We start from the raw sequence: 25,245 nt of genomic DNA on the forward strand, positions 1-25,245 counted from the left end.
CGATAATGCCTATAACAACTTCGACTCTTGAAAGGAGAAATAATCCATGCCCAACCCTTTTAATCCATCTGTTTTAAAATGGCATGAACCGACGAGCACGCTCTCGATAGCTGTGCCGCAGCCTTTTGGATATGAGCCCAATATCGGCTATTTAAGCCGCTCCACCAATGAGTGCCTATTCGCTGTGGATAACTCTAGCATTTATAAATTACTTCCACTTGGGGATAACCTTGCACTAATTGCTGTCAACAGTGAGGATGACCTGGTGCTTCATGTTCGAATTGTCCACTATAGCGGCACAAGTCTGACATCCGAAGTCCGTGAAGACATTGCTCGTTATGTGTGGGAATGGTTTGATTTGGAGACAGATCTAGCCCCCTTCTATGCGATGGAGGATCCGATTCTGCGGCAAGTGACGGAAGCCTTTCGAGGGCTGCGCTTGATGGGTATTCCTGATTTGTTCGAGGCGATGAGCTGGGGGATTATCGGGCAGCAGATTAATTTGGCTTTTGCCTATACGCTCAAAAGGCGTCTAGTCGAGACCTTCGGCACCTCCCTCGAGTGGGGGGGCCAGACGTATTGGGCGTTCCCGACACCAGAACGGATCGCTGCGCTCACACCGGAGGATTTAACCCTTTTGCAATTCACGGGTAAAAAAGCAGAGTACCTCCTTGGCGTCGCCAAACTCATGACTCAGGGTGAGCTGTCCAAAAAGGGGCTGCTCGCCACAGGCGATTTCGCAGCCATGGAGCAAGAGCTGCTGCGCATTCGCGGCATTGGCCCGTGGACGGCCAACTATGTGTTGATGCGCTGTCTGCGCAACCCAGCCGCGTTCCCATTGGCCGATGTCGGCCTGCATAACGCGCTGAAGCATGTGCTCGGGCTTGACGCGAAGCCCTCGCTCGCGCAGATTCGCCAGCTAGCCGAGGGCTGGCAGGGCTGGGAAGCCTACGCCACGTTTTACTTGTGGCGAGTGCTGTATTAGCGAGGCTGGTTGACGCGCTTGGGGTCTCGCCGGCGGGCGCGGATGCGCGCCGGCAGGGCCGCGACGCCGAGGCCGCCGCTGGATCTCGACCGCGGTCGCATCCACTCCTTCAGCTCGAGTGTAGAACTCAATCGCATTCCCACTCTGTCACTCGATTAAAGCTCTGAATCATACTTGCACTCCGTCAACTCAACCTTATATCTGAATTACGCTTCCACTCATTCGACTCGACTATAGCTCTGAATCACACTTCCACTCCAACAACTCGACTATAGCTCTGAATCGCACTTCCACTCCGACAACTCGACTATAGCTCTGAATCGCACTTCCACTCCAACAACTCGACTATAGCACTGAATCGCACTTCCACTCCGACAACTCGACTATAGCTCTGAATCGCACTTCCACTCCGACAACTCGACTATAGCTCTGAATCGCACTTCCACTCCCTTAATTCGACTATAGACCTCAATCGCGCCCACCTCCGTCGACTCTATCCCCCTACTAAATTCGTCCACCCAACCCGAAATAACTGGATTTCATGCAGCTAATTTTAGCTAATTTCACCTTTTTGATCATTTAGCTGTATTTCATGTATCTAATTTCCGCAGTTTTCTTCCCTTTTGAGCAAATCAGGCAGATTAGCTGTATATTTTCCAGTTAAATGTTAATATCTGCGCATTCGAGTGAAATTAACTGTACCTTTTCCAGCTAAATGGAGTCAGCAGGCAAGGATGGAGGCGATGTTCCTGTAGATGGAAAGTTAGTGGAACAATCAAAACACATCAAAATCTTGTCCTCCTGCACAACACCCTCCAGAAATCCCATTCTACAATAAATGTCCTTCCCGCATACGCTGCAATAACCGATAAGCTCCTCCATCTTGCTCGCCCCCTCCAATAAATCTAAGTTATACTACCTACTTATCATCCCATACATCGCCTTACTCTTACTCTTACTCTTACTCTTACTCTTACTCTTACTCTTACTCCAACTTCTACTTCTACTTCTACTTCTACTTCTACTTCTACTTCTACTTCTACTTCTACTTCTACTTCTACTTCTACTTCTACTCTACTCTACTCTACTCTACTCTACTCTACTCTACTCTACTCTACTCTACTCTACTCTACTCTACTCTACTCTACTCTACTCTACTCTACTCTACTCTACTCTACTCTACTCTACTCTACTCTACTCTACTCTACTCTACTCTACTCTACTCTACTCTACTCTACTCTACTCTACTCTACTCTACTCTACTCTACTCTACTCTACTCTACTCTACTCTACTCTACTCTACTCTACTCTACTCTACTCTACTCTACTCTACTCTACTCTACTCTACTCTACTCTACTCTACTCTACTCTACTCTACTCTACTCTACTCTACTCTACTCTACTCTACTCTACTCTACTCTACTCTACTCTACTCTACTCTACTCTACTCTACTCTACTCTACTCTACTCTACTCTACTCTACTCTACTCTACTCTACTCTACTCTACTCTACTCTACTCTACTCTACTCTACTCTACTCTACTCTACTCTACTCTACTCTACTCTACTCTACTCTACTCTACTCTACTCTACTCTACTCTACTCTACTCTACTCTACTCTACTCTACTCTACTCTACTCTACTCTACTCTACTCTACTCTACTCTACTCTACTCTACTCTACTCTACTCTACTCTACTCTACTCTACTCTACTCTACTCTACTCTACTCTACTCTACTCTACTCTACTCTACTCTACTCTACTCTACTCTACTCTACTCTACTCTACTCTACTCTACTCTACTCTACTCTACTCTACTCTACTCTACTCTACTCTACTCTACTCTACTCTACTCTACTCTACTCTACTCTACTCTACTCTACTCTACTCTACTCTACTCTACTCTACTCTACTCTACTCTACACTACTCTACACTACTCTACTCTACTCTACTCTACTCTACTCTACTCTCACTCTCCCCCCACCCCCCCTGCCGTCACGCAAAAAAGGACGCCCCTCACTCGATCTAATCGAAAGTGGCATCCTTCTCTAGCACGTTTTCGTGATGATAACTTACTTCATGGGAAGAGCGAAGCTCCCTTGGTTCACCATGTTCACCATGTTCTCCATGATCTTCATGTTCTCCTTAGTTCACCATGTTCTCCATGATCTCCCTGTTAAACATGTTCCCCATCTTCACCATGTACCCCAAACCTTACGTAGACGCTTGCGTCGCCGTCACCCCAGGCTTATGCCCACCAAGGCCATGCCCCATCGGCTTGTTTTGGAACGAACCGCCGCCGCGCGGCTGAGGCGCGGGCTGCCCGCCTTTATGCTCGACGAAGCTTTTCAGCTTATCCGTCAAGCCCTCTTTGAGCTTCGCGATCAGCTGATCCTCGCTGATGCCTTTCGCTTGCGCGATCTCGGCAAGCGACTTTCCTGCTTTACGCTCGGCAGCCAGCTCATCCTCAGTGATGCCCAGGATCGCGGCGATTTCTTTGGAATCGCCCCATGCACTACCAGGCGTAGGCATGTTGCCACCGCGCAGCATTGGCTTTTTACCGAAGTCCATCGCCTGCGGTTTCGCTTCTACGATCTTTTTCAAGCGATCTGCGAGATTCGCTTTGAGCTTATCCGCCTGCTCTTGTTTGATTTTACCCGCGCTAAGCGCTGTATCGATTTTCTTCGTTTCCGCCTCGGTCAACTTGGCTATCAGTGCATCCTCACTGAGATTGGCTTTGTCTTGCGCGATTTTGGCGATCGTTTTGCCTGCTTTAATTTCCGCTTTCAGGACGCTCTGGTCAATGCCAAGAATGGAGGCGAAATCCATCTCCCCGCCAATTCCTTTGCCAAACTCAAAGCCGCCCTTCGGCCCTTTGTCTTTCGTGAAGCTATGTTTATCCTGTGAATTCTTAGGTGTAGGTGCAGGAGTTGTCGTGCCTGTGTCATTGGCGAAAACTTGGTTATGCTGAAGAACGAAGCCGCCACTGACTAATAAGCCAGCCGCCATCGTGCCGATAAGCCACGTTTTATGAATACGCTTCATGTAAGATACCCACCTTTTTCATTTGTTGGTCGATTCTTCTTCAGTATAAGCTGTAATTGTGAAAAATCTTTGAGCATTTGCTAAATATCAGCCTTATTCTTACGTTTTTTCGCGCGCTAGGAAAACAAAGCAAACCACGGCACCAAGCTCCATAACGGCGATAATGATGCCTAAAGGAATCGCGGTTTGACTGCCGCCAAGACCAACAAGCGGCGCCACCAGCCCTCCGATGACGAACGTCATCAACCCTAGCAAGGCTGCGGCGCTGCCGGCGGTTTTCCCTTGATTTTGCAGCGCCAGAGAAGAAGTCGAAACCGAAATTGGCCCGATGCAGGACACAATGAGGAAAAATGCCGGCAGAATCAGATACAGCCCAGCCCCTATAAGCGTAGCCACGAGTAACAGTAGTCCGCCCAAGACGGCCAGCACTAAACCACCAGCTAGTAAGCGTTGGTTGCTGACTTTGCCAGCTAGACGCCCTGTAATTTGACCGGCAAGGATAACACCTGCGCCATTCACGGCGAAGATTACGCTGAACATTTGAGGAGACACATCAAAAATATCCTGCAGCACAAAAGGCGACCCCGAAATATACGCGAACATGCCGGCAAAAACGAGCCCCTGCGTTAAGGCATAGGCCATGAATAACCGATCCGTGAGCAGACCTCGGAAAATGCGCAGCGTGTTCGTAAGACCGCCTTTGGAACGACGTTCCGGCGGGTGGGTTTCTTTGAGCCCAAGCACAACAATAATGAGCATTACTACACCGACTAGACTAAGCACGAGAAACACACCGCGCCAGGAGGTGAATTGCAACAACTGTCCCCCGATAATTGGCGCGAGGATTGGAGCTGATCCATTCACGAGCATGAGGAGGGCAAAAAACTTCGTCAATGCCACACCTTCATACATATCTCGAACGATAGCTCGGGAGATCACGATCCCTGCAGCCCCTGCCATCCCTTGCACGAATCGCAGAATGAGGAATGCCCAGATCGACGGAGCAAACATACAAAGTGCCGAGGCAATGCCATACACCAAAAGGCCCACCAACAGGGGCATGCGCCTTCCGCGAACATCACTCACAGAACCTGCGACGAGCTGGCCTAGTGAGAGACCGAGCATGCAGGCGGTTAAGCTCATTTGCGCGAGCGACGTTGTCGTATGGAGATCATCCGCAATCACAGGCAGCGCCGGTAAGTACATATCGAGAGAAAGCGGGCCGAAGGACGCGAGTAAACCGAGCACCAGCACCATCCATAATCGGCTGCCGCTCTTAATTTCTTTGGATTGTGAAGCGATCGACATCAGAGATCACAAACTTTCTTGAGTAGTCCATTTAACCTACCATTGGGATATGATTTTGTCTAGGGAGAACTAACCTCCTCCCAAACAAACAACCCCTCAGGTTCACGACCTAAGGGGCTGTCCGTATTTGTTTTTGAGAGCTAGTCAGTCTCAGATACGTGCGACCTCATTCATACGAAGGTTACTTCGTAACGCTCACGTTCAACACGTCGCTTGATGTCACGCCAGCAGCATTCACTAGCTCGACGCGGTAATTATACACACCAACCCCACGACCCGTTATGGAAGTTACGGCACTTTGGGCGCTAGGTGATGCGGCTTGCAAGGTTTTGGTATCAATGAGCACATCATTCTCGTACAGACGGTACGTTGTGGCATTGGTTCCCCACCACATGTTGGTCGTCACTTTGTAATTCCCGTCGCCATCCCAGTTGTCTTGGGACAAGACCGGCTTCCCTGGGGACGCATCGGTAACCGTGATGACAAGAGGCTGACTGCTTGTTGTTCCGAAAGAATTGATGAGTTCACTTGTGTACGTGTACGTGCCATTTGGTTTACCGGATACGTTCACAGTGGCGATTTGCGCCGCTGGGGAAGCATCGGTCAGTGCTTTCGTGCTGATCAGAACACCATTTTCGTAAACTTTGAACGTTGAGCCATTATTGCCCCACCACATATTCATCGTGATGGTGTAGTTGCCATCTTTTAAACCCGAGTACCCGCTGTTTGATGATAGAACAGGCTGACCAGGAGCACCCACAGAGAGAGGCTTCGTTACTGTGATGCTCACCTCATTCGTCGCTACCGTTACTCCGCCTAATGTCACTGAAGCGGTAATCTGCGCTGTTCCTTGACCGACGGCACTCACTTTCCCTTGTGCATTAACTGTCGCGACTGCGCCATTTGAAGTGCTATAAATCACACTTGCCCCGCTAAGATCGGCAGGAGTACCGTTGCTTAATGATCCTGTAAGATGCGTAGCTGTTGACTCGCCTTGTAGGAGTGCAGCCTTATCGGACGTCAACGTTGCTTGATTGAAAACCGCATGTGCCGTCACATTAAAATTACTTGTCCCAGCCGTCGTATTACCTGCCACATCCGTCACCTGATACGTTAGTATGTGTGTGCCAAGAGCAAGACTGCCTGCAGCAATCGTTTGACCGCTTGTGATCGCATTGCTATCCAAGAACAAGCGTTGATCAGCAATACCGGATCGCTCATCGCTGCTAACCAAAGCAAATGTTAACGAAGCTGCATCCGTCACATCGGTTACCGCATGCCCTGACTCCGTCAGGGTTACGACAGGCGCTGTTTTATCCAGCTGAACCTGCACGGAATGGGATGCTTCCACATTACCTGCAGCATCTGTAGAGGCGTAACTCACCGTTGTCGTTCCCTCAGTTCCGATGGCGATTGGCGCTGTGTACGTCGCAGGTGCTCCACCGTTAATCGCATACGTTGTGACCACATTGCCCGCTTGATCATCCGTAGCCGTTAAACTCAGTGTTACGTATTCTTTGAACCAACCTGCACCGTTCGGTGTGCCCGAAAGCACAGCTGTTGTCACGGGTGCAACCGTATCTGCCGCTACGCTAAAATCACTCAAGCCTCTAGGCTTCAATTGATAGACGCCTTTGAAAATAGCTCCCACACCTTGAATCGACACCGTTTGTCCAGCTGTGTACGGGAAAGTGCTCTGGGATAAACCTGTTCGTGTATCGACACGAATGTGATTGCTTACGGCTCCTTTTACAGCGTCGAACTCAAATGAGCCTGTCGGTGTTGCGGAAATGATGTTGCTGATCGTCACATCGCTTAGCGAGAGCAGCTGCCCTTGATTATCCGCTGTCACAGCGGATACGGGTGCTGCAACTGGCAGTGCTGAGACGCCTGTTTTAGCGATTTCAACCGGATCAGCCAGTTCAAGTTCCGTGTTGTACAACGCCGAAGTGGCCGTCAACTTCACGGTATCGCCGAGGTGGAAGCCGCTCAGGCTTTGGAACACATACAGACCGCCCGTGGCATCCTGCAAATAAAACGCCTGACCGCCAAAAGCACCCGGTTCCGTCGTCACCACGCCCTCAACTGTTACTAACGAGCCAGCGGCTTTCGCTCTTGCCTCAGCAATCGTGATTTTGGCCGGAATCGGACTTTGTTCAACCGGCAGCGCTTCTGCAGGGACATTTCCGAGAGTTACGCTTTCGGTTTTCAGGTTCGTACCGTTGAGACGCAAGCGCAGATTGGCTGCTGCTGTCGTACCAGGCACGACACGAACATTGAAATCCTTCGTCGCATGACCAGTGATATCTGCGGTCACGCTGAACGTCGCGCTGTATCCGTTAGCAGTCGGCCACGTGCCATCCGCGTTCTGCACTTTAGCGATTTGGGATCCGCCGGTGACCAGATAGATTCCTACCGAGAAGCCAGTCACCGTTGTCGATGGCGGTAAGTTATCCACAACGACTCTGACTGGGAAGTCGACTGCATTAGGCAACACAGCTTGATGCACAAAGCTATACGCTGTATTCGCCGTTGCGGCAGGACCGCCGTAAGAGCCCGCTTTGAACGTGCTGCGATCGTACCATTTGTAGCCGGCATCCGGCGCAGCCCAAGGTTCTGGCTGTGGTTCTGTCGATGCTGCCGGCGCCTCAAAAGGCAGCAATGCCGTCGGCTGATCAAGCTGCAAACCGCTCACTTCAGCTAGGCTTGTATAGCTTTCTTTGGTAGCTAACCAATTCACCATATTAACAAAAAGCTTGGCGTCATCCACTTCTTTAAATCCATCGTACGTGGTCTTCTTGCCGCCCGTGTCTTCACGCACATATTTCGGCGTCGCATCTTCGACCGGTGAAGAGTCACCGATGAAAGCAGCCTTGCCTAAGCCTGCTTTGGAAATCGCAACGAATGGTCCTTCCGCTACGCCGCCGCCGTTATACACGCCTTGATCGACCGCATTCGCCCATGCTTCATTCGTTTGCGGCAGGTAGACAATCCCCTTCGCCTTCGTCGGATCGATAATAGCAAGCGTCGAACCTGCGTGCATCGCCACACTGGAGACACCTGTGGTTATGCCAAAAGCTTGCGATGGCGCTACGATGTTGTTCGCATTAATATCGCCGAGGGCGTTATAGCGGAAACGCAGACCGAACTGAGTCGCCAGCCAGTCCGAGCTCGCTACATCTTGCATCGCTGAGGAAGCCGCTTCTTCCGCGCTCATACCTGCTGCCGGATTCGTCCAGGCTCCTCTGCGGTAGCCATTGAACACCTCGGAGCCGTCCCAGCGGTTTTTGTTGCGATCCGCATTGTAATGATCGCCGATGAAGAAAATACTGCCGCCTGCTGCTGTATATTGTGCTAAAGCAGCTTGTTCACTTGTTTTGTACGGCACATTGGACTCCGCAACAACGAAAACATCATAACCGCTCAAATCAGCCAATGTAATGGGTGTTGATTTGCGTAGTTCTTTTACATAATAGCCATTATTCGCTAACGCATTGGCAAAGTCCGAGAAAGCCCCGTCAATTACCCAATCTGCTGCGCCTGCTGTCTGCTCGTGTGTGTTGTCAAAAAGGACTTTCTTTCCTGCATTTCCGTTGACGACTTTGGCCTCAATGAATGGTGCTGGATCACTCGGACCCTCCGCCATTACAGCTTGCCAACTGCTAGTAGCCAGTACTTGAAACGGTAAAGCGACTGTCAACGCCAACGTTGTCTTCCATAATCTCGTCTTCCATCCCTTAAGCTTACTCAATTCAATTCCTCCTTAGCATGTTTGCTGAGTCAAAACCTTCCTACATAAGCGCCAACCAATCGGACAGACAAGCTATCTAGAACGCCCTTATTTTACCATAGGATAAATGCGGAAATTGCTATTTTATTGTAAACTCATGGAAAATTTGTGCAGTGTGACAAAGAACTAGCTCCTTTTCCAAAAGAATGACGAACATATCCGTTTTCAGAGGAAACAGGCGGCAATTGGAATATAGTCAGTTAATGAGAGATACCTGCACAAACTTCACTCCGGCTTCCGCCACATTGGTCATGAACATCAATTACGTTTAGTTGTAGTCGTTTTCACACCTTCACGCGTACCAATTATTGAAAAGCTTGGGAGGCTTTATCTGACAAAATAGACAGCAAAAAGAGATGACAGCATTGTCATCTCTTTTTGTTATGAGCGTGGACCATTCATCCTAACATGAATGCCACTATGCCAATTAATGTAAGCTTTGCAGAGCTTCCACGGTGAATGGAAGCAATTCATTGAAGCGTCCCTCGCGAACTTTAACCGCCCAAGCCGGATCAACCAACAACGCTCGCCCAATGGCGACAAGGTCGAATTCGTTTTGTTCTAAACGGACAAGCAGTTCGTTGATGTCCGCTGTTCCTGCACTTTTACCTCGGAAAGAGCCCAAGAATTCATCATCAAGACCAACAGATCCTACTGTGATCGTAGGCTTGCCTGTTAGTTTCTTCACCCAACCTGCGAAGTTTAGGGTAGACCCTTCGAACTCGGGTTCCCAGAACCTGCGGGTGGAACAGTGGAAGATATCTACGCCTGCTTCTACAAGCGGTGCAAGAAGTTGACCAAGCAGTTCCGGCGTCTCAGCTAGTTTAGCTGTATATTCCGATGATTTCCACTGTGATAAGCGAATCATGATCGGGAAGTCTGGCCCGACTGCACTGCGGCATGCAGCGATGATTTCAGCAGCAAACCGCGTACGAGCAAGCATATCGCCACCGTATTGATCCGTGCGTTGATTCGTTTTCTCCCAAAGGAACTGGTCGATCAGGTAGCCGTGGGCGCCATGGATTTCGATGCCATCGAATCCAAGTCGTTTCGCATCTGCAGCCGCTTGCGCGAAAGCCTGCACGACTTGCGTAATTTCCGCTTGCGTCATCGGTTCATTCACAGCTTCGCCAGCAAGATTAAGGCCAGATGGCCCAATCGATGGTGCTTCTGGATGCGGAAGTGAACCGTTCGGACGCGTCATCCCGACATGCCAAAGCTGAGGCATGATACGCCCTCCCGCTTCGTGAACCGCATCAACGACACGTTTCCAGCCTGCGAGCGCTTCTTCTCCATGGAAGTTCGGAATATTGGGACTATCTGTAGCCGCTGGATGATTGATCAACGTGCCTTCAGTCACAATCAGACCTACACCATTTTCCGCACGGCGACGGTAATAATCCGCTACGTTCTGTCCAGGTACGCCACCTGGTGAAAAGCCGCGCGTCATTGGCGCCATCACAACTCGGTTCGCTAAGCTGAGATTGCCTAGTGTAAATGGTTTGAACAACGAATCGACAGATTGTGAACTCGTGGTTTCATTCGTATGGGAATTCGTCATGGTTGTTCCTCCACTCCAATTGGTTTTTGTAAATGATTTCGCATGCGTTATTCGCACGTCATGTTTAATAATTCGAATATTATCGAACAATAGAAATATAGCATGAGGTATGGTAAAATGCAATCACTACGTTTCAACGAGGAGGAAGCATCTTGAAAATACTCTATCACCCAGACAAAGCGGATATGCATCTCTCGTCCGTCCTCTATGCGTTAAGCGACCCTGTTCGGTTATCTATCGTTTCAGAAATTCACAATCTTGGCGAGTGCACATGTGGGGGCATCGAGGTCTCCGTCGTGAAATCAACCTTATCCCACCATGTGCGCACCATGCGTGAGGCTGGCGTCGTACAAGTCCGCGTGCAAGGAACGCAGCGTTTCTTGTCCTTGCGAAAGGATGATCTCGAAGCAAGATTTCCTGGCCTGCTTACGTCCATTCTCCAAGCATACGAAAGCTCCAACGAGCCCTCTTCTAACGTGTCCGAAAAATAATTTAAACATACGTGATAGAAATTCTGAGTTGCTTGTGTCTATAGGTATGAAAACATACAAACACACAAAAATTCATTATGAGGTGATCGAGAATGGCAGTAAACATGGACAAAATTTTCGTGAATGTACCGGTAAAAGATTTGAAGAAATCGATGGCGTTATTCACAGCCATGGGTTTTGAATTCAACGCGCAATTTACAGATGAGAAAGCAGCTTGTCTGGTAATTGGCGAGCACATTTTTGCGATGCTGCTGGTTGAGGATTTTTTCAAAGCGTATACGAAAAAAGAAATTGCAGATGCAACCCGCAGCACAGAAGCGATTCTTGGCCTAGCCGCGGATAGCCGTGCGCAAGTGGACGAGCTGGTCGATAAGGCGCTGGCTGCTGGCGGCACAATTTCTACAGATCCGTATGACCACGGATTTATGTACGGGCGGAGCTTCGAAGATATCGACGGACATATTTGGGAAGTCTTCTATATGGACGCGAGTGCTGTCAATCCGGAGTAAACCTCCTTGGGCTTGGAGCGGCTCTCGGCCAAAATCCTGCGATTATGCAGGTTTTGCTGAACAATCATAGAGAATAGAGGGAATGCCTGCGAGTATGCAGGCTTTTTCTCTTATTTCGCTCGATTGAGGCCATTTCACGCAGAAAGCCTGCGCGATTGCAGGTATTCCCCGCAAGCATCTGAAAAAGCACAAAAAACCTGCAGTTTCGCAGGTTTTTTGTGCTTCCCAGTCAAATTGCACGTAGGCTGCGGAGATAAAGGCTTGGCATCCCTAACTCCCCTTCGTCTGCCCCCGATACACATTCGGCACGAAGCCGGTATGCGCCTTGAACAGCTTGCCGAAGTAGTTCTTGTTCTCGTAGCCGAGCATGTCGGAGATTTGTTCCACGCTTTTGTCCGTGATCTCCAGCAACTCCTTCGCTTTCTCCATCTTCATCCGCGTCACGTACTCGATGAAATTCTCACCCGTTTCGCGCTTGAACAACCGGCTCAAGTAGCTCGGATGCAAATGCAGATGCGCTGCGGCATCTTCAAGTGAAATTTTCTTATCGAGATGGTTGTACACGAATCGCTGGCATTCTAGAATCTCACGATTATGCGACTCTCTGTACACTTGCCCCGCCCACTGGATCGCCTGCTGCAAATAATCCTTGAGCCAAATCTCCATCTCGCGGATGGAGGACAGCTCGTGCACATCATGATGCAGCAATTCGGAGGAAAACGTCGATTGATAGTGCTGCAGCGACTTGAGGCGCATCCGGACATCGAGAATCATTTTGAGCAGCCAATCCTTGACCTCAAGGGGGCGGAACCGATTGTATTGGATAAAATCGACCCATTTCGAGACGAAGGCTTCGATTCCATCCTCTCGCTCATCAAAAACAACACCGCGGAATTCATCCAACGCTTGCGCGTACTGCGCCAACAGCTCTCCGCCATCTCCAAATCCACTCCGCAAATGCTCAAGCTTGCTGATCGAAGACTCTGGCATATAGAATCGAATGGCCCGCGCCTCTACCATGCGGATCAACTGATCCTTGAGTGCACGGACTTCCTTCACAGGTGTTCCGGTGATGAACGAAAATGATATTTTCGCAAATTTCTGCAGGCACGCCTGTAACTGGCGCAGCGTCTGTTCCATCTTCTGACTATTGTTCACATGCAGCTCGGAAAAATGGGGAAATAATAACACAATTTCCCCCGTATCATAGGTGAATAATGTCACTTCCTTTTGATCCACGAGCAGCTCTTCTACGATATTCTGAATGGTGTATTCGAACAAATCCGTCGATTGGAACCGGCTATTCGCCTCTTTCACTCGATTCGCATAGCCGAATACAGGCAGCACCGCATGCTGATTAAGCTGGATACCAAAATCGCTCGCTTTGGCACTCCAATCCGCAGAATCGAATAACGGCTCGTTCACCGTACTTCGGATAAATTGACGTTTCGATGCGCCGCGCTGCTGCGACACTTCCTTCTCCAGCTTGCGGCTCTTGGACTGCTGCCGATCCTCGGCATCCAATTGCTCCTTCAGCCGAATCAGCACTTCGGTGATATTACTGACATTCATCGTTTCTTTCAAAATATATTCACTCACAGACAGCTTAACCGCCGCCTGCGCATAGTGGAATTCGTCGTGACACGAGAGAATGACCGCTTTCACATGTGGATCTTCTTCGCGCAGGGATTTGATCAACTCAAGCCCATTGATTTCTGGCATCCCAATATCACTGATCAGCACGTCGAGCTTGGTTTTCTGTCCAGCCTTCAAAGCCTCTAGGGGATTTCCATAGACGCCAACCAATTGATAGCCAAGCTCTTCCCACTTAATCGTCGTTTTTAGAAACTCAAGCACCGGGATGTCATCGTCAACAATCATAACGGTATACATGGTTACACCTCCTTCTCTGGCTGCTGCGGAAAGCGCAGAATAATCTGCGTGCCCTGGTCCATGCTGCTTTCAATCTCGTAATCGAATTGATGACCATAAATAAGACGAAGTCGTTCAAATACATTATGTAAGCCAATCCCCGACAGGGATGGACTGCTTCCTTCTATTTCCGTTTGAGCTGCTGGGGCAGCCTCGAGATGACTCTGAAGCTCTTCCAGCCGTTCCGGTGACATCCCTACACCCGAATCCTTAATCAGGATTTGCAGCCTGCCATCCTCCGCAATGCGGGAGGTGATCGTTATTTCACCTGCTTTACTTTTAAGGCCATGAATATACGCATTCTCAATGAGCGGCTGCAGCAAGAAACGCGGAATGGATATCAGCAAGGTATCTGATGCTGCGGATACGCGCAGGACTACACGGTCGCCATGCCTTGAATTTAAAAGACGCACGTAGTGCTCATTAATCCCAATCTCTTCATGGAGCGTTATGTACGCATTATTCCGATTGATGGTCATCCGCAACAGCGCAGATAAGGAGCTGATCAGCTCAGCGTTCTCCTCGTCACCCTTCATCATAATTTTCAAACGAATCGAATTCAGCACATTAAATAAAAAATGCGGATTAATTTGCGCCTGCAGCATCGCTAGCTCCGCTTTACGCTTGAGTTCTTGCTCACGCTTATTCTCGAAGAGCGTTAGCTCGATACGATCGATCATCCGGTCAAATACATAACCAAGCCGACCCACTTCATCTTCGCCACTGATGTTAGAGCGTTCGCTCAACTGACCCGTTTCGATCCGAAATACCGTTTGAACAAGTCGCGCAATAGGCTTCGTAAGCGTTCTGACTACATACAACAGAGCAATCGCAAACAGAACGAGGAAAAGCAGTTGAATGGCGAAATCTGTCTTACGGAACGACTCGATCTGCTGAGCAGCCGATTTATACGGTGTCATGTTCACAAGCTTCCATTCCGCCGTGACTTGAGCACTTTGCATGATATATTCTTCACCAGCTACCTTCACGAAGGACGAGCCATCTTCCGTAGGAAGTTGATCATAGTAGGCGAAAGGCTTTCCGATCCGACTTGAATCCTTATCGACCAAGATTTTGCCCTGTGCATCTATGACAACCATCGATTCATTATCTTCATATTGCGCAAATAATTTCTGCAATGCACTGGGGTCGAGACCAACAATGACATATCCATATGTAGCACCATTGAGACGAAGTGGCTTAACTGCTTCTAAGAGATAGGATTGAGAAGGCTGCTGACTATAATTAAGCTCAGCTCCAATCCACTTCACGCTGTAGCTGCCTGATTGCATGACATCCCGCATCCAAGTTTTCGTAAAAAAAGATTTCGGATCAAAATTAGTCGTCGTATAAGTCGCATAATACTGCCCATTCGGGAGGAGTAACGTAAGAACTAAATTTTCCAGTGGACTCATGACCGTGTCGATCCGCTTATATATCGTATTCTGACTGATATACAGATCTCCAATAGAGGTCGTTTCGTCCGCACGACTTAAGTTCAATATGGGCTCCCGAAGATCCACATCAAATTGAACGAAGTTCATCATATACAACATATTCTTCATCTGCCCGGTAACAATCTGACTCGCTATGAGCATCGATTGTCGCGCATTATCGGCGACTTGCGTACGAATCGCATCCCGCGTAAACAAATTCGACACGTACATCGAAACGATGGAGGGCAGAACCAGACAAATGAGAATGGTTAGCACTAGTTTATTGCGAAGCGATAATGATCGGAGCCATTTGCGCACTAAGGTTTCCCCGCCTTCCCGTTGAAAATGGGAAAAAGAGGGGCCCTTAGGCCTCCTCTTGCTTCCTCGACAATTATAACAGTAAAGCAGATTAATCGTTATGGATTACTTTGCATTACTTTTTCTGATATCCTCAATTTTTGTTTTCGCAGTCGCGATTGTTTTATCCAAATCTTGCTTGCCAGTCAAGTAAAGCTCAACTTGCGTTAAGTACTCTTTCTCTTGTTGCAGAGCATAAGTTGGAGGAACAACCAATTTCGTTGCTTTATCAACTTTCAAAGTAGAAAGCAAGGAAGCTTTATCGATCATAGCCACTTGGTCTGGTTTTCCACTTTTTAGAATCGCATCAACGTTTGCGCTAATGTCAGCTTTTTTCCAACCGGAGAAGAACAAACCTTGTGTTTGGATACCTTCCGTTGTGTACCATCTTACGAAGTCATAAGCTGCTTGTTTGTTTTTGGAGTTTGCCGCAACACCCATGAAGTCTGCGCCAACTTCTGTTAGACCGTTTGGATCTTTCGCATCATATTTCGGATACGGTGCAAATACAGTTTTGAACTTCGCATTTTGTGCAAGCTCGCCAACCATCCAGTTACCTGTTGCTAGCATAGCTGTTTTACCACCGTAGAATACGTCACGGTACGCCATTTTTTGGGAAACAACTTCGAAGTACGGTACAGATGTTTTATCGATGTTTTCCATTTGGTTACGCAAGTTCAAGGAGAAACGAACTTGTGGATTATCAATGTTCTCAGTACCATCGGATTTCACCAGATACGGGTTATCCATGTTGTTGTTCAAAGCAAGAAGCGCGTAATCTTTCCAGTTGTGGAAGTAGGAACCGTATTGTTTCGCAGCGCCTTCACCGGAAGTTAATTTTTTCGCGTATTCTGCGTAATCGTTCCAAGTCCATTCTGTCGGAACTGGAAGCTTAGCTGCATCCAATTTATCCTTGTTCAAGAGGACGAACCATTCGATCATTTTACCAGGAAGTGCATAGTATTTGCCATTAACGATCGGATCTAGTTTGTAATCATCTTTAACTACTACTTTATCTTTGGCCAAGTAGGAATCAAGCGGCTCAAGGATGCCTGCGCCTACACGTTGTGCGAAGTCAGATGCGCTGGAGTACATGACAACGTCCATTTGCTCACCGGATGCTGCAAGTAAATCCATCTTTTTCATACCTTCTTGGGAATCGCCTTTCTCGGACATGCTCTCATACACAACTTTAACGTCTGGGTGCGTTTTATTGTAAGCATCGACTGTCGCATTCCAGTTCCCTTGTGCTTCTGTATACCAAGCTTGTACTTTAATCGTTACAGGTGCTTTCGTTGATGATGTGCTGCCAGCTGTCGCTGATGCTGTTGCTCCTGCGTTATCGTTACTTTTACTTCCACAGCCTGCAAGTGCAGTACTGATTGCTAAAACACCACTTAATACGAGTAAACTCTTTTTCATTAGAACCCCTCCAAGATGATATTTTTAAACTGCTGCGAAACGTTGAAAACCTTTACATGACGAATCGTAACAAACTTGGTTGGAGCACACGAGGCAATATTTTAACCTCATGCACTCTTATTTTGACATTTTGTGATAAAACTTGACTAGCCTTTAACCCCACCCATTGAAATACCTTCGATAACTTGCTTCTGTCCAATGATGAAAATAATGAGCAACGGCAGGATCGCAGAAACGGAAGCGGCCATGATTAAGGAGTAAAACTCACCATTTAAGTCGGCAAAAGAGTGAATGCCAAGCGGAAGCGTGAATAAGGATTTCGTTCTTAAGAAAATTAATGGATTCTGGTAATCATTCCATGTCCAGATGAAGCGCAGGATCGCATAGGTAGCAATCGCTGGACGGACAAGCGGCGTACAGATGGACCAGAAAATTCGGGTATGACCTGCACCATCGATTCTTGCTGATTCCATGTACTCATCGTGGATACCTAGATAGAACTGGCGGAGCATAAATGTACCTAGTACGCTGAAAGAGCCAAGAAGGATAAGTCCTAGATGCGTATCATATAAGTGTACCCAGCGTAACAAAAGAAATTGCGGTACAAGAATCGCCTGACTTGGAATCATATACATAGCGAGAACAAGGACAAATAGAAATCCTCGACCACGGAAATTAATTTTTGAGAACGCGTAGGCTGCCATCGAAGAAAAGAGAACAGATAGTGCAGTCGTTAACACGGATACTTTAATCGAGTTCCAATAGTATAACGGGAATTTCGTCGTCCATACTGTTTTATAATTTTCAACGAGGTTCCAATGCTTCGGAATCCACTGAATCGGGAAAATGAAGACATCCGCTTCAGGCTTCATGGATGCTGAAATCATCCAAAGGAACGGAGTCATGAACAGGATGCCGAAGAGGGCCATCACGATTGTTAAAATAATCTTTTTTAAACGTTTATTCTTATCCATGTTGTAACCTCCATTCTTGTTTAATAGTTGACCCATCTGCGTTGGCCGAGCCATTGAATTAATGTAATTAAGAGAACGAGAATCAGCAGCACAATCGCCATTGCTGAAGCGTAGCCGGATTGCAGATTGACGAAGGCAGTTTCATATAATCGGTAAACTACAACGCTCGTTGAGTTGGCTGGACCGCCATTTGTAAGTACTGAGATAACATCAAATACTTTGAACGTTCCGATAATGCCCGATACGAGCAAGAAGAACGTCGTTGGTGACAATAAAGGCACTGTAATGCTGTAGAATTGCTTGAATTTCGACGCACCGTCAATATCAGCGGCTTCATATAAATCCTTCGGAATCGATTGCAGACCCGCCATGAAAATAATCATGTTGTACCCAATATTGATCCAAACCATAAGGCCCATGACACAATACAAAGCGTAATCGGGATCGGCAAGCCATTTCGGAGGATTGGCAATTCCCCAGTCAATCAAGGTTTGATTAATCGGGCCATAGGTAGGGTGGAAAAGCACTTGGAACACGATCGCCACCGCAACAACGCTTGAAATGTAGGGGATGAAATAAACTACTTTAAAAACCCCTTTGAAATACACCTGCTTATCAATGAGAACCGCTAACACCAAGGAAACAATAAGCGTTACCGGTACGACAACCATCAGAATCATATTATTTTTCAATGATAGTAGAAACACGCTATCATGAATTAGCTTCGTAAAGTTGTCCAACCCGAGGAATTTCACTTTCGAAAACCCGGCAACAAAGTTCCAATCTGTAAAACTTAAGAAGAAAGAGGCGATAATCGGAAATAAGGTAAAAATGACTAAGCCGAGAAGCATAGGACTAATGAAGGCATATCCGACAATATCCTCTCGAATTTGCTGCTTGGACCGCTTAGCCTTCACTTGAGCTGTAGGAATACTGCTTGATTGTGATTGTATATGGTTAGCCATGAAATTCACCCCACGTCGTGTTTTCTATAGTGTACCTTGTGCAGTTTGTAGGGATAAGTCACAGAATTGACCCTTTCGAGTAATATTTTAACCTGAGGCATGGATTCCTATTAGTGAGGCAGAAAAGTAATGAACAAAAAAACCAGAACGCCGGCGCGGCATCCTGGTTTCCAACTTCATTATTTATTCGCTTCGTGCACCTTCAACAGCTTGCCTTTAATCGTCGTATTCTTCATGACTTTGAGTACTAGCGGCCCTTTGCCATTCAAAATGTCGACATAGGACACATTATCTTGAATCGTAATAATGCCGATGTCCTCGGAAGAGACACCTTCAATTTTGGCTAGTGTGCCGACAAAGTCGACAGCGCGGATCTTTTTCTTTTTGCCCCCGTTAAAATAGAGCTTCATGATGCCCTTGTTCAATTGGTCGCTGCGATCACGCTTGATGACAGGTGTCGCCTGCATCTTCTGATCAAAAGCCGCCTGCTTCGCGGCAACCTCTTCCGAGTCGGGCGCTTCCTGCCGCGGAATCTCGAAGCCTAGATAGCCTTCGATATCGGCTAAGAACTTGTCCTCATGCGGCGTTACGAACGTAATCGCCTTACCGGTCTTACCGGCACGCCCAGTTCTGCCGATGCGGTGAACATAGCTCTCTTTTTCCATCGGGAGATCGTAGTTAATGACATGTGTGATGTCCTCGACATCGATCCCCCGCGCCGCGACATCCGTAGCGACAAGGAAACGGAATTCTCCCCGTTTGAATGCATTCATGACGAGGAAACGATCGTCCTGCACCATACCGCCGTGAATTTTATCGCACGGGAAGTCCAACTGGTCGAGCAAACTGTAGAGTTTGTCCACATTCTCCTGCGTCCTGCAAAAAATAATGCAATTATCTGGATTCTCCATCACGAGGACGTTCTGAAGCAGCGGCCATTTCTCGCTGTCAAGCACGGTGATCAAGGAATGCTCGATCTGAACCTTCGCCGCTTCTGGCGTCGCAATTTCAATATCGATCGGCTTCCGCAAATACTGATGGCACAGCTGCTCTACATCCTTAGGCAGTGTTGCCGAGAATAACATCGTCATCCGATCCCTCGGCAGTTCATCGATGATCGCCCCGACTTGCTCAATGAAACCCATGCGCAGCATCTCGTCTGCCTCATCAATGACCAAATACCGCAGACGCTCTACATCCAGCGTACCTTTCTGAATATGATCCAGCACACGCCCCGGTGTACCGACAACCACATGGCACTTCTGATGCAATTCGAGCTTCTGCTTAGCAAATGGCTGCTTACCGTACAGCGCCACCGCCTTAATCCGTTTAAACCGCCCGATGTTCGTCATATCTTGCTTCACTTGATCCGCTAGTTCCCGCGTCGGGGTTAGGATGAGCGCCTGCGGCCTATTCTCTTCCCACTCGACGAGCTCACAGATCGGAATACCGAACGCCGCCGTCTTCCCGCTTCCCGTACGCGACTTCACAGTCAGATCTCTACCCTGCAGTGCGATCGGAATCACCTTGTGCTGCACATCTGTCGGCTGTGTATAGCCTAAGGTGGTCAGCGCCCGCGTAATATCCTCACTTAGTTCATAATCATTAAAGCTTCTTGTCGTCACGCTTTTGACTCCCCTTCTTGTTGCTGTAGTCCTATTCTACTACATTGCGAGTAGAATGCGAAAAAGGAATATCCCCCTCACAAGCGCCCCTGCTCAAATCCATGAGTAAAATATCCAACAATAGGTAATAGTAAAACAAAAAATCTAGGTGGTACGGATGAACGCCATTTTCTCTTTTATGAAAAAATTACTTAAACATAAGCCCCTCTCGCATAGCGCTGCGAACAGCGAAACCAACACGATACAGCTCTTGCATGACAATCTAGATGAATCCCTGCGTACCATTCGTGAAGAATTAGGCCATAGCACAGATCTCGTCATTCGCACATTTATGATTCCGTCCAATACCCTGCCCTCCAAAGCAGCAATCATTTATATAAATGGACTTGCGAACGTCAAGGATATTCTAGACTCCCTTCTTATCGATTATCGATCGGGTGTTACCGTTCTGCCTTTGTTAGATGAACTTCCGCCCATACTCCTTATCAAAGAGTACATGTTGAAAATAGGTGAAATCACAGGAACATCCGATTATGAAACGCTTTATCATATGATTTTGTCAGGGGATTCCGTCATTTTGGTAGATGGTTATCCTGAAGGCATCTGTGCAAGTACAAGAGATTGGAAAGATCGCGGAGTCACCGAACCCTCCTCCCAAACGGTTGTCAGAGGCCCCCGTGAAGGGTTCTCTGAAACGTTACGCACAAGCACCGCCTTAATCCGGAGAAAAATCAAAGATTCTCATTTATGGATGGAGACTAGACAGATTGGCCGTGTCACCAAAACCGATGTCGCGCTCATGTTCATCAAAGGCCTTGTCGACGATGCAATCGTAGACGAAGTACGTACGCGCTTATCCCGGATTGATATTGATGGAATCCTGGAAAGTGGCTATATTGAGGAGCTCATCCAGGATGAGACCTATACCCCTTTCCCGACTATTTTTAATACGGAACGGCCTGATGTGGTAGCAGCTGCCCTGCTCGAAGGACGAGTCGCCATCCTGATTGACGGGACCCCCTTTGTCCTACTTGTACCTGCCGTGTTCACGCATTTCTTCCAAACCGCAGAAGACTATTATCAAAGAGCAGATATTAGCTCGTTATTGCGAATTCTCCGTTATGTATCCTTATTCATTGCCTTGTTAGGTCCTGCCGTCTACATTGCGGTAACGACCTTTCACCAAGAGATGATTCCGACTACGCTGCTCATTAATATCGCCGCTCATCGAGAGGGCATCCCCTTCCCTGCTTTTGTCGAAGCCATGCTGATGGAGGTTACGTTCGAGATACTGCGGGAGGCTGGGATTCGAATGCCGCGAACCATCGGGCAGGCCGTCTCCATTGTTGGGGCACTCGTCATTGGACAAGCAGCCGTTGAGGCTGGTTTAGTAGGGCCCGCCATGGTTATTGTGGTCGCGATTACCGCAATCTCCACTTTCATAATCCCCTCCTATAACATGGGGATATCCATTCGTATGATCCGATTTGCACTTATGATTCTGGCTGCCTCTCTAGGGCTATATGGCATCTTAATTGGGATTATTACCTTAGTCCTGCATCTAAGCAGCTTGCGTTCCTTTGGTGTTCCTTACTTAGCGCCATTTGCCCCCTTCATCAAAGAGGATCAAGGTGATAATATCATCCGTCTCCCTCATTGGGCCTTACTAAAGCGACCACATTTCATTAGCACTACCAATAGAAAGAAGCAGCAATATCATCCCCCACGCAAACCAGAATCTTAACGTGAGTTCAGCCTCAATCCGGGAGAGTGCATAATAATGAAGGCCATTCAAACGATACTCATTATTCTGTTCATGCTGACATTGTCCGGCTGTTGGAATAGTAAGGAACTTGATCAGATATCGATAACAACGGCAATTGGCATTGATAAAAAAGATAATACGTACAACGTATCTGTCCAACTACTCAACAACGATGAAATTGCTTCCAACAACGCGGTTGGTCAACGGTTACCTGTGGTTACCTTACAAGTGGGCAGTGGCTCGACCATTTTCGAATCCATGCGCATGCTGACAACGACTTCACCACGCAAAATAAATACGTCCCATTTACGCATTCTTGTCATTGGGGAGGAAATGGCGAAAGAGGGAATCGGTCAAATGTTAGATGTATTTTCCAGGGATCATGAACTGCGGTCGGACTTCAATATTTTAGTAGCAAAAAATACGACAGCGAGGGAATTGTTACAAGTACTGACACCTCTCGAGAAAATCCCAGCTAATAAGCTCTATTCGTCGCTTGTTTCATCGGCAAAGAATTGGGGTATTACCTCCAATATTGATTTACATCAACTCATTTATGATCTTGTTGATCCAGGTAAAGAACCTGTTCTTTCCAGTGTTCACATCAAAGGTAACCCTGTTCTAGGCAAATCTCGGTCCAACCTCAATTCGGTCATTCCACCTACGGTACTGCAGTATCAGGGTCTTGCTGTCTTTCATAAAGATCAGTTGGCTGGCTGGTTTACGGATCGAGAAAGCAAAGGCTACAACTACGCTTTAGGCAACATTGATAGCTCAATTGTAGTTCTTCCTTGTCAGGCAGAGGGTCTCATGTCAATTGAACTGATTCGTACCAAGGCCAACATCAAAGCGAATTTTATGGGGGAGCATCCTGAGGCTAATGTTCATGTCCAGGTCGAGGGAAATATCGGAGAGGTGTCTTGTCCAATGAATTTAAATACCACACAAACGATTCAAACAATTGAACAGCAGTTAAGCGAAGAAATTAAACAGACCATCCAGGATGCGGTGAACAAAGCAAAGTCCTATAAGTCCGATATTTTCGGATTCGGGACCGCCGTCCATCGCGCCAATTACAAGAAGTGGAATCTCATGAAGGATCATTGGGATCAAGTTTTTGTTGATTTACCCGTTCATGTGACCGTTCAAGCCAAAATTAAAGAAACTGGCTCGGTTGTTGAATCCTTCATCGATACAATGGAGTGAGCTTATCATGACTTGGAGTTTCCTAATTGTTCTGGTCGCACTGTGCAGCTTCATCTATGAATTTCCGCGTTTGAGAAAAAAGAAACAGGTGAAGGAACTGTGGCTCTATATCCTTTCTATCTGTGCCTCCGTCGTCTTGAACGTTGCTGTTAGTTTACAAGCTCATATTCCTAATCCGTTAGATTTCATCTCCTACCTATTCAGGCCAATGGGGAAAATGATTTCAACCTTACTCACGTAGCTGCACACACAAAGGAGTCCGCGATGTTGGAAAAACAGCTTATCAGCCTGCGTCAATTTAAAATACTCGTTATCCTCTTCAGTTTAGGAAGTACCATCTTAATCGTCCCCTCTGTATTTACCGCCTATGCCCATCAGGATGGATGGATTTCTGCCCTGCTAGGCATTGCTATCGGGGGAGTCTTACTGTTCGTCTACGCCGCCTTAGGCAGGAGATATCCCGACCATACCTTAATGGAATATAGTGAATTCATCTTAGGGAAATGGCTAGGTAAATGCCTAGCTATCATTTTCTATTTGTACTTCTTTATCATTGCAACACTCGTTCTGCGAAATGTCGGTGATTTCATTACAACTATCATCATGCCTGAGACGCCGATTCAAGTCATTCACTTTGCTTTCCTGCTGATCATCATGATTGGCGCTGGGATGGGGATTGAAGTCATTGCGCGTGCTGCCGAGGTTTTCCTTCCTTGGGTTCTGCTGTTTATTTGTGTGCTATTCGGCTTCCTCATCCCGCAAATCAAATTCGAACGCATCCTCCCCATTTATGAGGCCAGCGCCAAAGCCATTGTCCATGGAAGCTTATCTGTTCTGTCCATTCCCTATCTGGAAATGGTTGTCTTTCTGATGGTTTTCCCCGCGATTCAATCCAAATTAAAGGCGAGCAAAGGCTTCCTTCAAGCAGGCTTCATGGGCGGTACGATCATTCTACTCATTACGATCTTATGCATCGTCGTCCTGGGTTGGGATTTCACCTCAAGACATACCTTTCCTAGCTACACCTTAGCCAAAAAAATACACATAGGCACCTTCGTGCAACGAATTGAAGTTTTAGTCGCCATCATTTGGTTTGTCACCATCTATTTCAAGCTCGTTATTTGCTTCCACAGCTCACTTGTTGGACTTTCTCAGATTCTGCGATTACGCACCTATCGCCCGTTCATTGTACCTAGTGCGCTTGTTATGTTTGCGCTCGCGTTCATTATTTACCCTAATATCGTCTATTTCCGAGATTTCACTTCACATATCTGGCCTCCGTTTGCTTTAACCATCGGACTGTTTCTGCCTGTCTGTTTGTTGATCGTTTCTTATATTAGGAAAGCAGGCAAGTAAATGCTGTAATGAGAATGTGGTTATTATTTCATATAGCGAAATAAACACGCTGCCCACAGGGTTAAGCAAACCCCCATGACAAACGTGTACCCGTTGAAGAACACCGTATTCGAATACTGATTCAGAGCCCCATACCGATAAATGATTGAATCTGGATTCGTTGCATCTCCACCAAAGCTCATCATCTGCGCCTGATACAACTTTACTTCCCCTGTTATCGTCAAGACTAAAATCGCACCGAACATGATTGAGACAACTACTAGATGCCTTGTGGTTATCCAATGCGTTGGAACCATTCGGTAAAGCGAGACACCGCCAAGAACCAGCAAACAGATATAAAAAGGGATGATTAGGATGTCAAAAATGAGTCCCAAATTGCCATTCCCAGAAGTACCTTCATGAGCAATTGGCTTAAAAGTGAATATATCTATGCACCAAAGTAACAACATATTTAACGCGAAAAGAATACTTAATGTCATTAACCTTGCTCTACTGGTCAACGCTAATCACACCTTTC

At 47.3% G+C, this 25,245-nt stretch carries 18 protein-coding genes; 7 read left to right on the forward strand and 11 right to left on the reverse strand.

Features of this window, described 5'->3' with window-relative positions:
* The first annotated feature begins 46 nt into the window (after window positions 1-46).
* Window positions 47-985: a DNA-3-methyladenine glycosylase family protein gene (locus A8709_RS31195; RefSeq protein ID WP_065858587.1), complete on the forward strand. Its 939-nt coding sequence runs from the start codon at window positions 47-49 to the stop codon at window positions 983-985.
* Window positions 986-3,200: 2,215 nt separating this feature from the next.
* Here the strand turns inward: A8709_RS31195 and A8709_RS31200 are convergent.
* The 4 genes from A8709_RS31200 to A8709_RS31215 all read right to left on the reverse strand — a co-directional run bounded on the left by A8709_RS31200 (window position 3,201) and on the right by A8709_RS31215 (window position 10,690).
* Complete coding sequence (locus A8709_RS31200; RefSeq protein ID WP_065858589.1) at window positions 3,201-4,031, reverse strand: hypothetical protein; 831 nt, start codon at window positions 4,029-4,031, stop codon at window positions 3,201-3,203.
* 99 nt (window positions 4,032-4,130) lie between these two features.
* On the reverse strand, window positions 4,131-5,339 hold the full coding sequence (locus A8709_RS31205; RefSeq protein ID WP_065858591.1) for a multidrug effflux MFS transporter: 1,209 nt from the start codon (window positions 5,337-5,339) through the stop codon (window positions 4,131-4,133).
* Between the two features lie 181 nt (window positions 5,340-5,520).
* The gene (locus A8709_RS31210; protein WP_425262365.1) at window positions 5,521-9,045 is read right to left on the reverse strand and encodes an OmpL47-type beta-barrel domain-containing protein; all 3,525 of its coding nucleotides are present in this window, start codon (window positions 9,043-9,045) and stop codon (window positions 5,521-5,523) included.
* 511 nt (window positions 9,046-9,556) lie between these two features.
* Window positions 9,557-10,690 (reverse strand): NADH:flavin oxidoreductase, encoded by a 1,134-nt coding sequence (locus tag A8709_RS31215; RefSeq protein ID WP_065858595.1) that lies wholly within the window; start codon window positions 10,688-10,690, stop codon window positions 9,557-9,559.
* A 152-nt stretch (window positions 10,691-10,842) separates the two neighbouring features.
* Here A8709_RS31215 and A8709_RS31220 point away from each other — a divergent pair, with 152 nt between their 5' ends.
* Entirely contained in the window at window positions 10,843-11,181 is a 339-nt protein-coding gene (locus A8709_RS31220) for an ArsR/SmtB family transcription factor (protein ID WP_065858597.1), read from the forward strand.
* 92 nt (window positions 11,182-11,273) lie between these two features.
* Window positions 11,274-11,690, forward strand: coding sequence for a VOC family protein (locus tag A8709_RS31225; protein ID WP_065858599.1), 417 nt, complete (start codon window positions 11,274-11,276; stop codon window positions 11,688-11,690).
* Between the two features lie 270 nt (window positions 11,691-11,960).
* Here the strand turns inward: A8709_RS31225 and A8709_RS31230 are convergent, their stop codons facing one another.
* From A8709_RS31230 to A8709_RS31255, 6 genes are all read right to left on the reverse strand, one after another.
* Window positions 11,961-13,583 (reverse strand): helix-turn-helix domain-containing protein, encoded by a 1,623-nt coding sequence (locus A8709_RS31230; protein ID WP_065858601.1) that lies wholly within the window; start codon window positions 13,581-13,583, stop codon window positions 11,961-11,963.
* 2 nt (window positions 13,584-13,585) lie between these two features.
* Window positions 13,586-15,376: a cache domain-containing sensor histidine kinase gene (locus A8709_RS31235; protein WP_065858603.1), complete on the reverse strand. Its 1,791-nt coding sequence runs from the start codon at window positions 15,374-15,376 to the stop codon at window positions 13,586-13,588.
* A gap of 105 nt (window positions 15,377-15,481) precedes the next feature.
* On the reverse strand, window positions 15,482-16,837 hold the full coding sequence (locus A8709_RS31240) for an ABC transporter substrate-binding protein (protein ID WP_065858605.1): 1,356 nt from the start codon (window positions 16,835-16,837) through the stop codon (window positions 15,482-15,484).
* Between the two features lie 146 nt (window positions 16,838-16,983).
* Window positions 16,984-17,811: a carbohydrate ABC transporter permease gene (locus A8709_RS31245; RefSeq protein WP_065858607.1), complete on the reverse strand. Its 828-nt coding sequence runs from the start codon at window positions 17,809-17,811 to the stop codon at window positions 16,984-16,986.
* Between the two features lie 20 nt (window positions 17,812-17,831).
* Window positions 17,832-18,776 carry a carbohydrate ABC transporter permease gene (locus tag A8709_RS31250; protein WP_208607772.1) on the reverse strand — a complete coding sequence of 315 codons (945 nt, stop codon included), beginning with the start codon at window positions 18,774-18,776 and terminating at the stop codon, window positions 17,832-17,834.
* 179 nt (window positions 18,777-18,955) lie between these two features.
* On the reverse strand, window positions 18,956-20,401 hold the full coding sequence (locus A8709_RS31255; protein ID WP_065858610.1) for a DEAD/DEAH box helicase: 1,446 nt from the start codon (window positions 20,399-20,401) through the stop codon (window positions 18,956-18,958).
* Window positions 20,402-20,579: 178 nt separating this feature from the next.
* On the opposite strand from A8709_RS31255, the gene A8709_RS31260 reads away from it, so the two are divergent.
* The 4 genes from A8709_RS31260 to A8709_RS31275 are packed head-to-tail and all read left to right on the forward strand — an operon-like array spanning window position 20,580 to window position 24,728.
* Window positions 20,580-22,145 (forward strand): spore germination protein, encoded by a 1,566-nt coding sequence (locus A8709_RS31260; protein WP_065858801.1) that lies wholly within the window; start codon window positions 20,580-20,582, stop codon window positions 22,143-22,145.
* A 36-nt stretch (window positions 22,146-22,181) separates the two neighbouring features.
* Entirely contained in the window at window positions 22,182-23,372 is a 1,191-nt protein-coding gene (locus tag A8709_RS31265) for a Ger(x)C family spore germination protein (protein WP_065858612.1), read from the forward strand.
* 7 nt (window positions 23,373-23,379) lie between these two features.
* Window positions 23,380-23,613, forward strand: a complete 234-nt coding sequence (locus tag A8709_RS31270; RefSeq protein WP_065858614.1) for a hypothetical protein — start codon at window positions 23,380-23,382, stop codon at window positions 23,611-23,613.
* Window positions 23,614-23,639: 26 nt separating this feature from the next.
* Entirely contained in the window at window positions 23,640-24,728 is a 1,089-nt protein-coding gene (locus A8709_RS31275) for a GerAB/ArcD/ProY family transporter (protein WP_167357221.1), read from the forward strand.
* Between the two features lie 23 nt (window positions 24,729-24,751).
* On the opposite strand, the gene A8709_RS31280 is transcribed toward A8709_RS31275, so the two are convergent.
* Window positions 24,752-25,207, reverse strand: coding sequence for a hypothetical protein (locus tag A8709_RS31280; RefSeq protein ID WP_065858618.1), 456 nt, complete (start codon window positions 25,205-25,207; stop codon window positions 24,752-24,754).
* Window positions 25,208-25,245 lie beyond the last annotated feature (38 nt).

The organism is Paenibacillus pectinilyticus (assembly GCF_001700435.1).
GTDB lineage: Bacteria > Bacillota > Bacilli > Paenibacillales > NBRC-103111 > Paenibacillus_E > Paenibacillus_E pectinilyticus.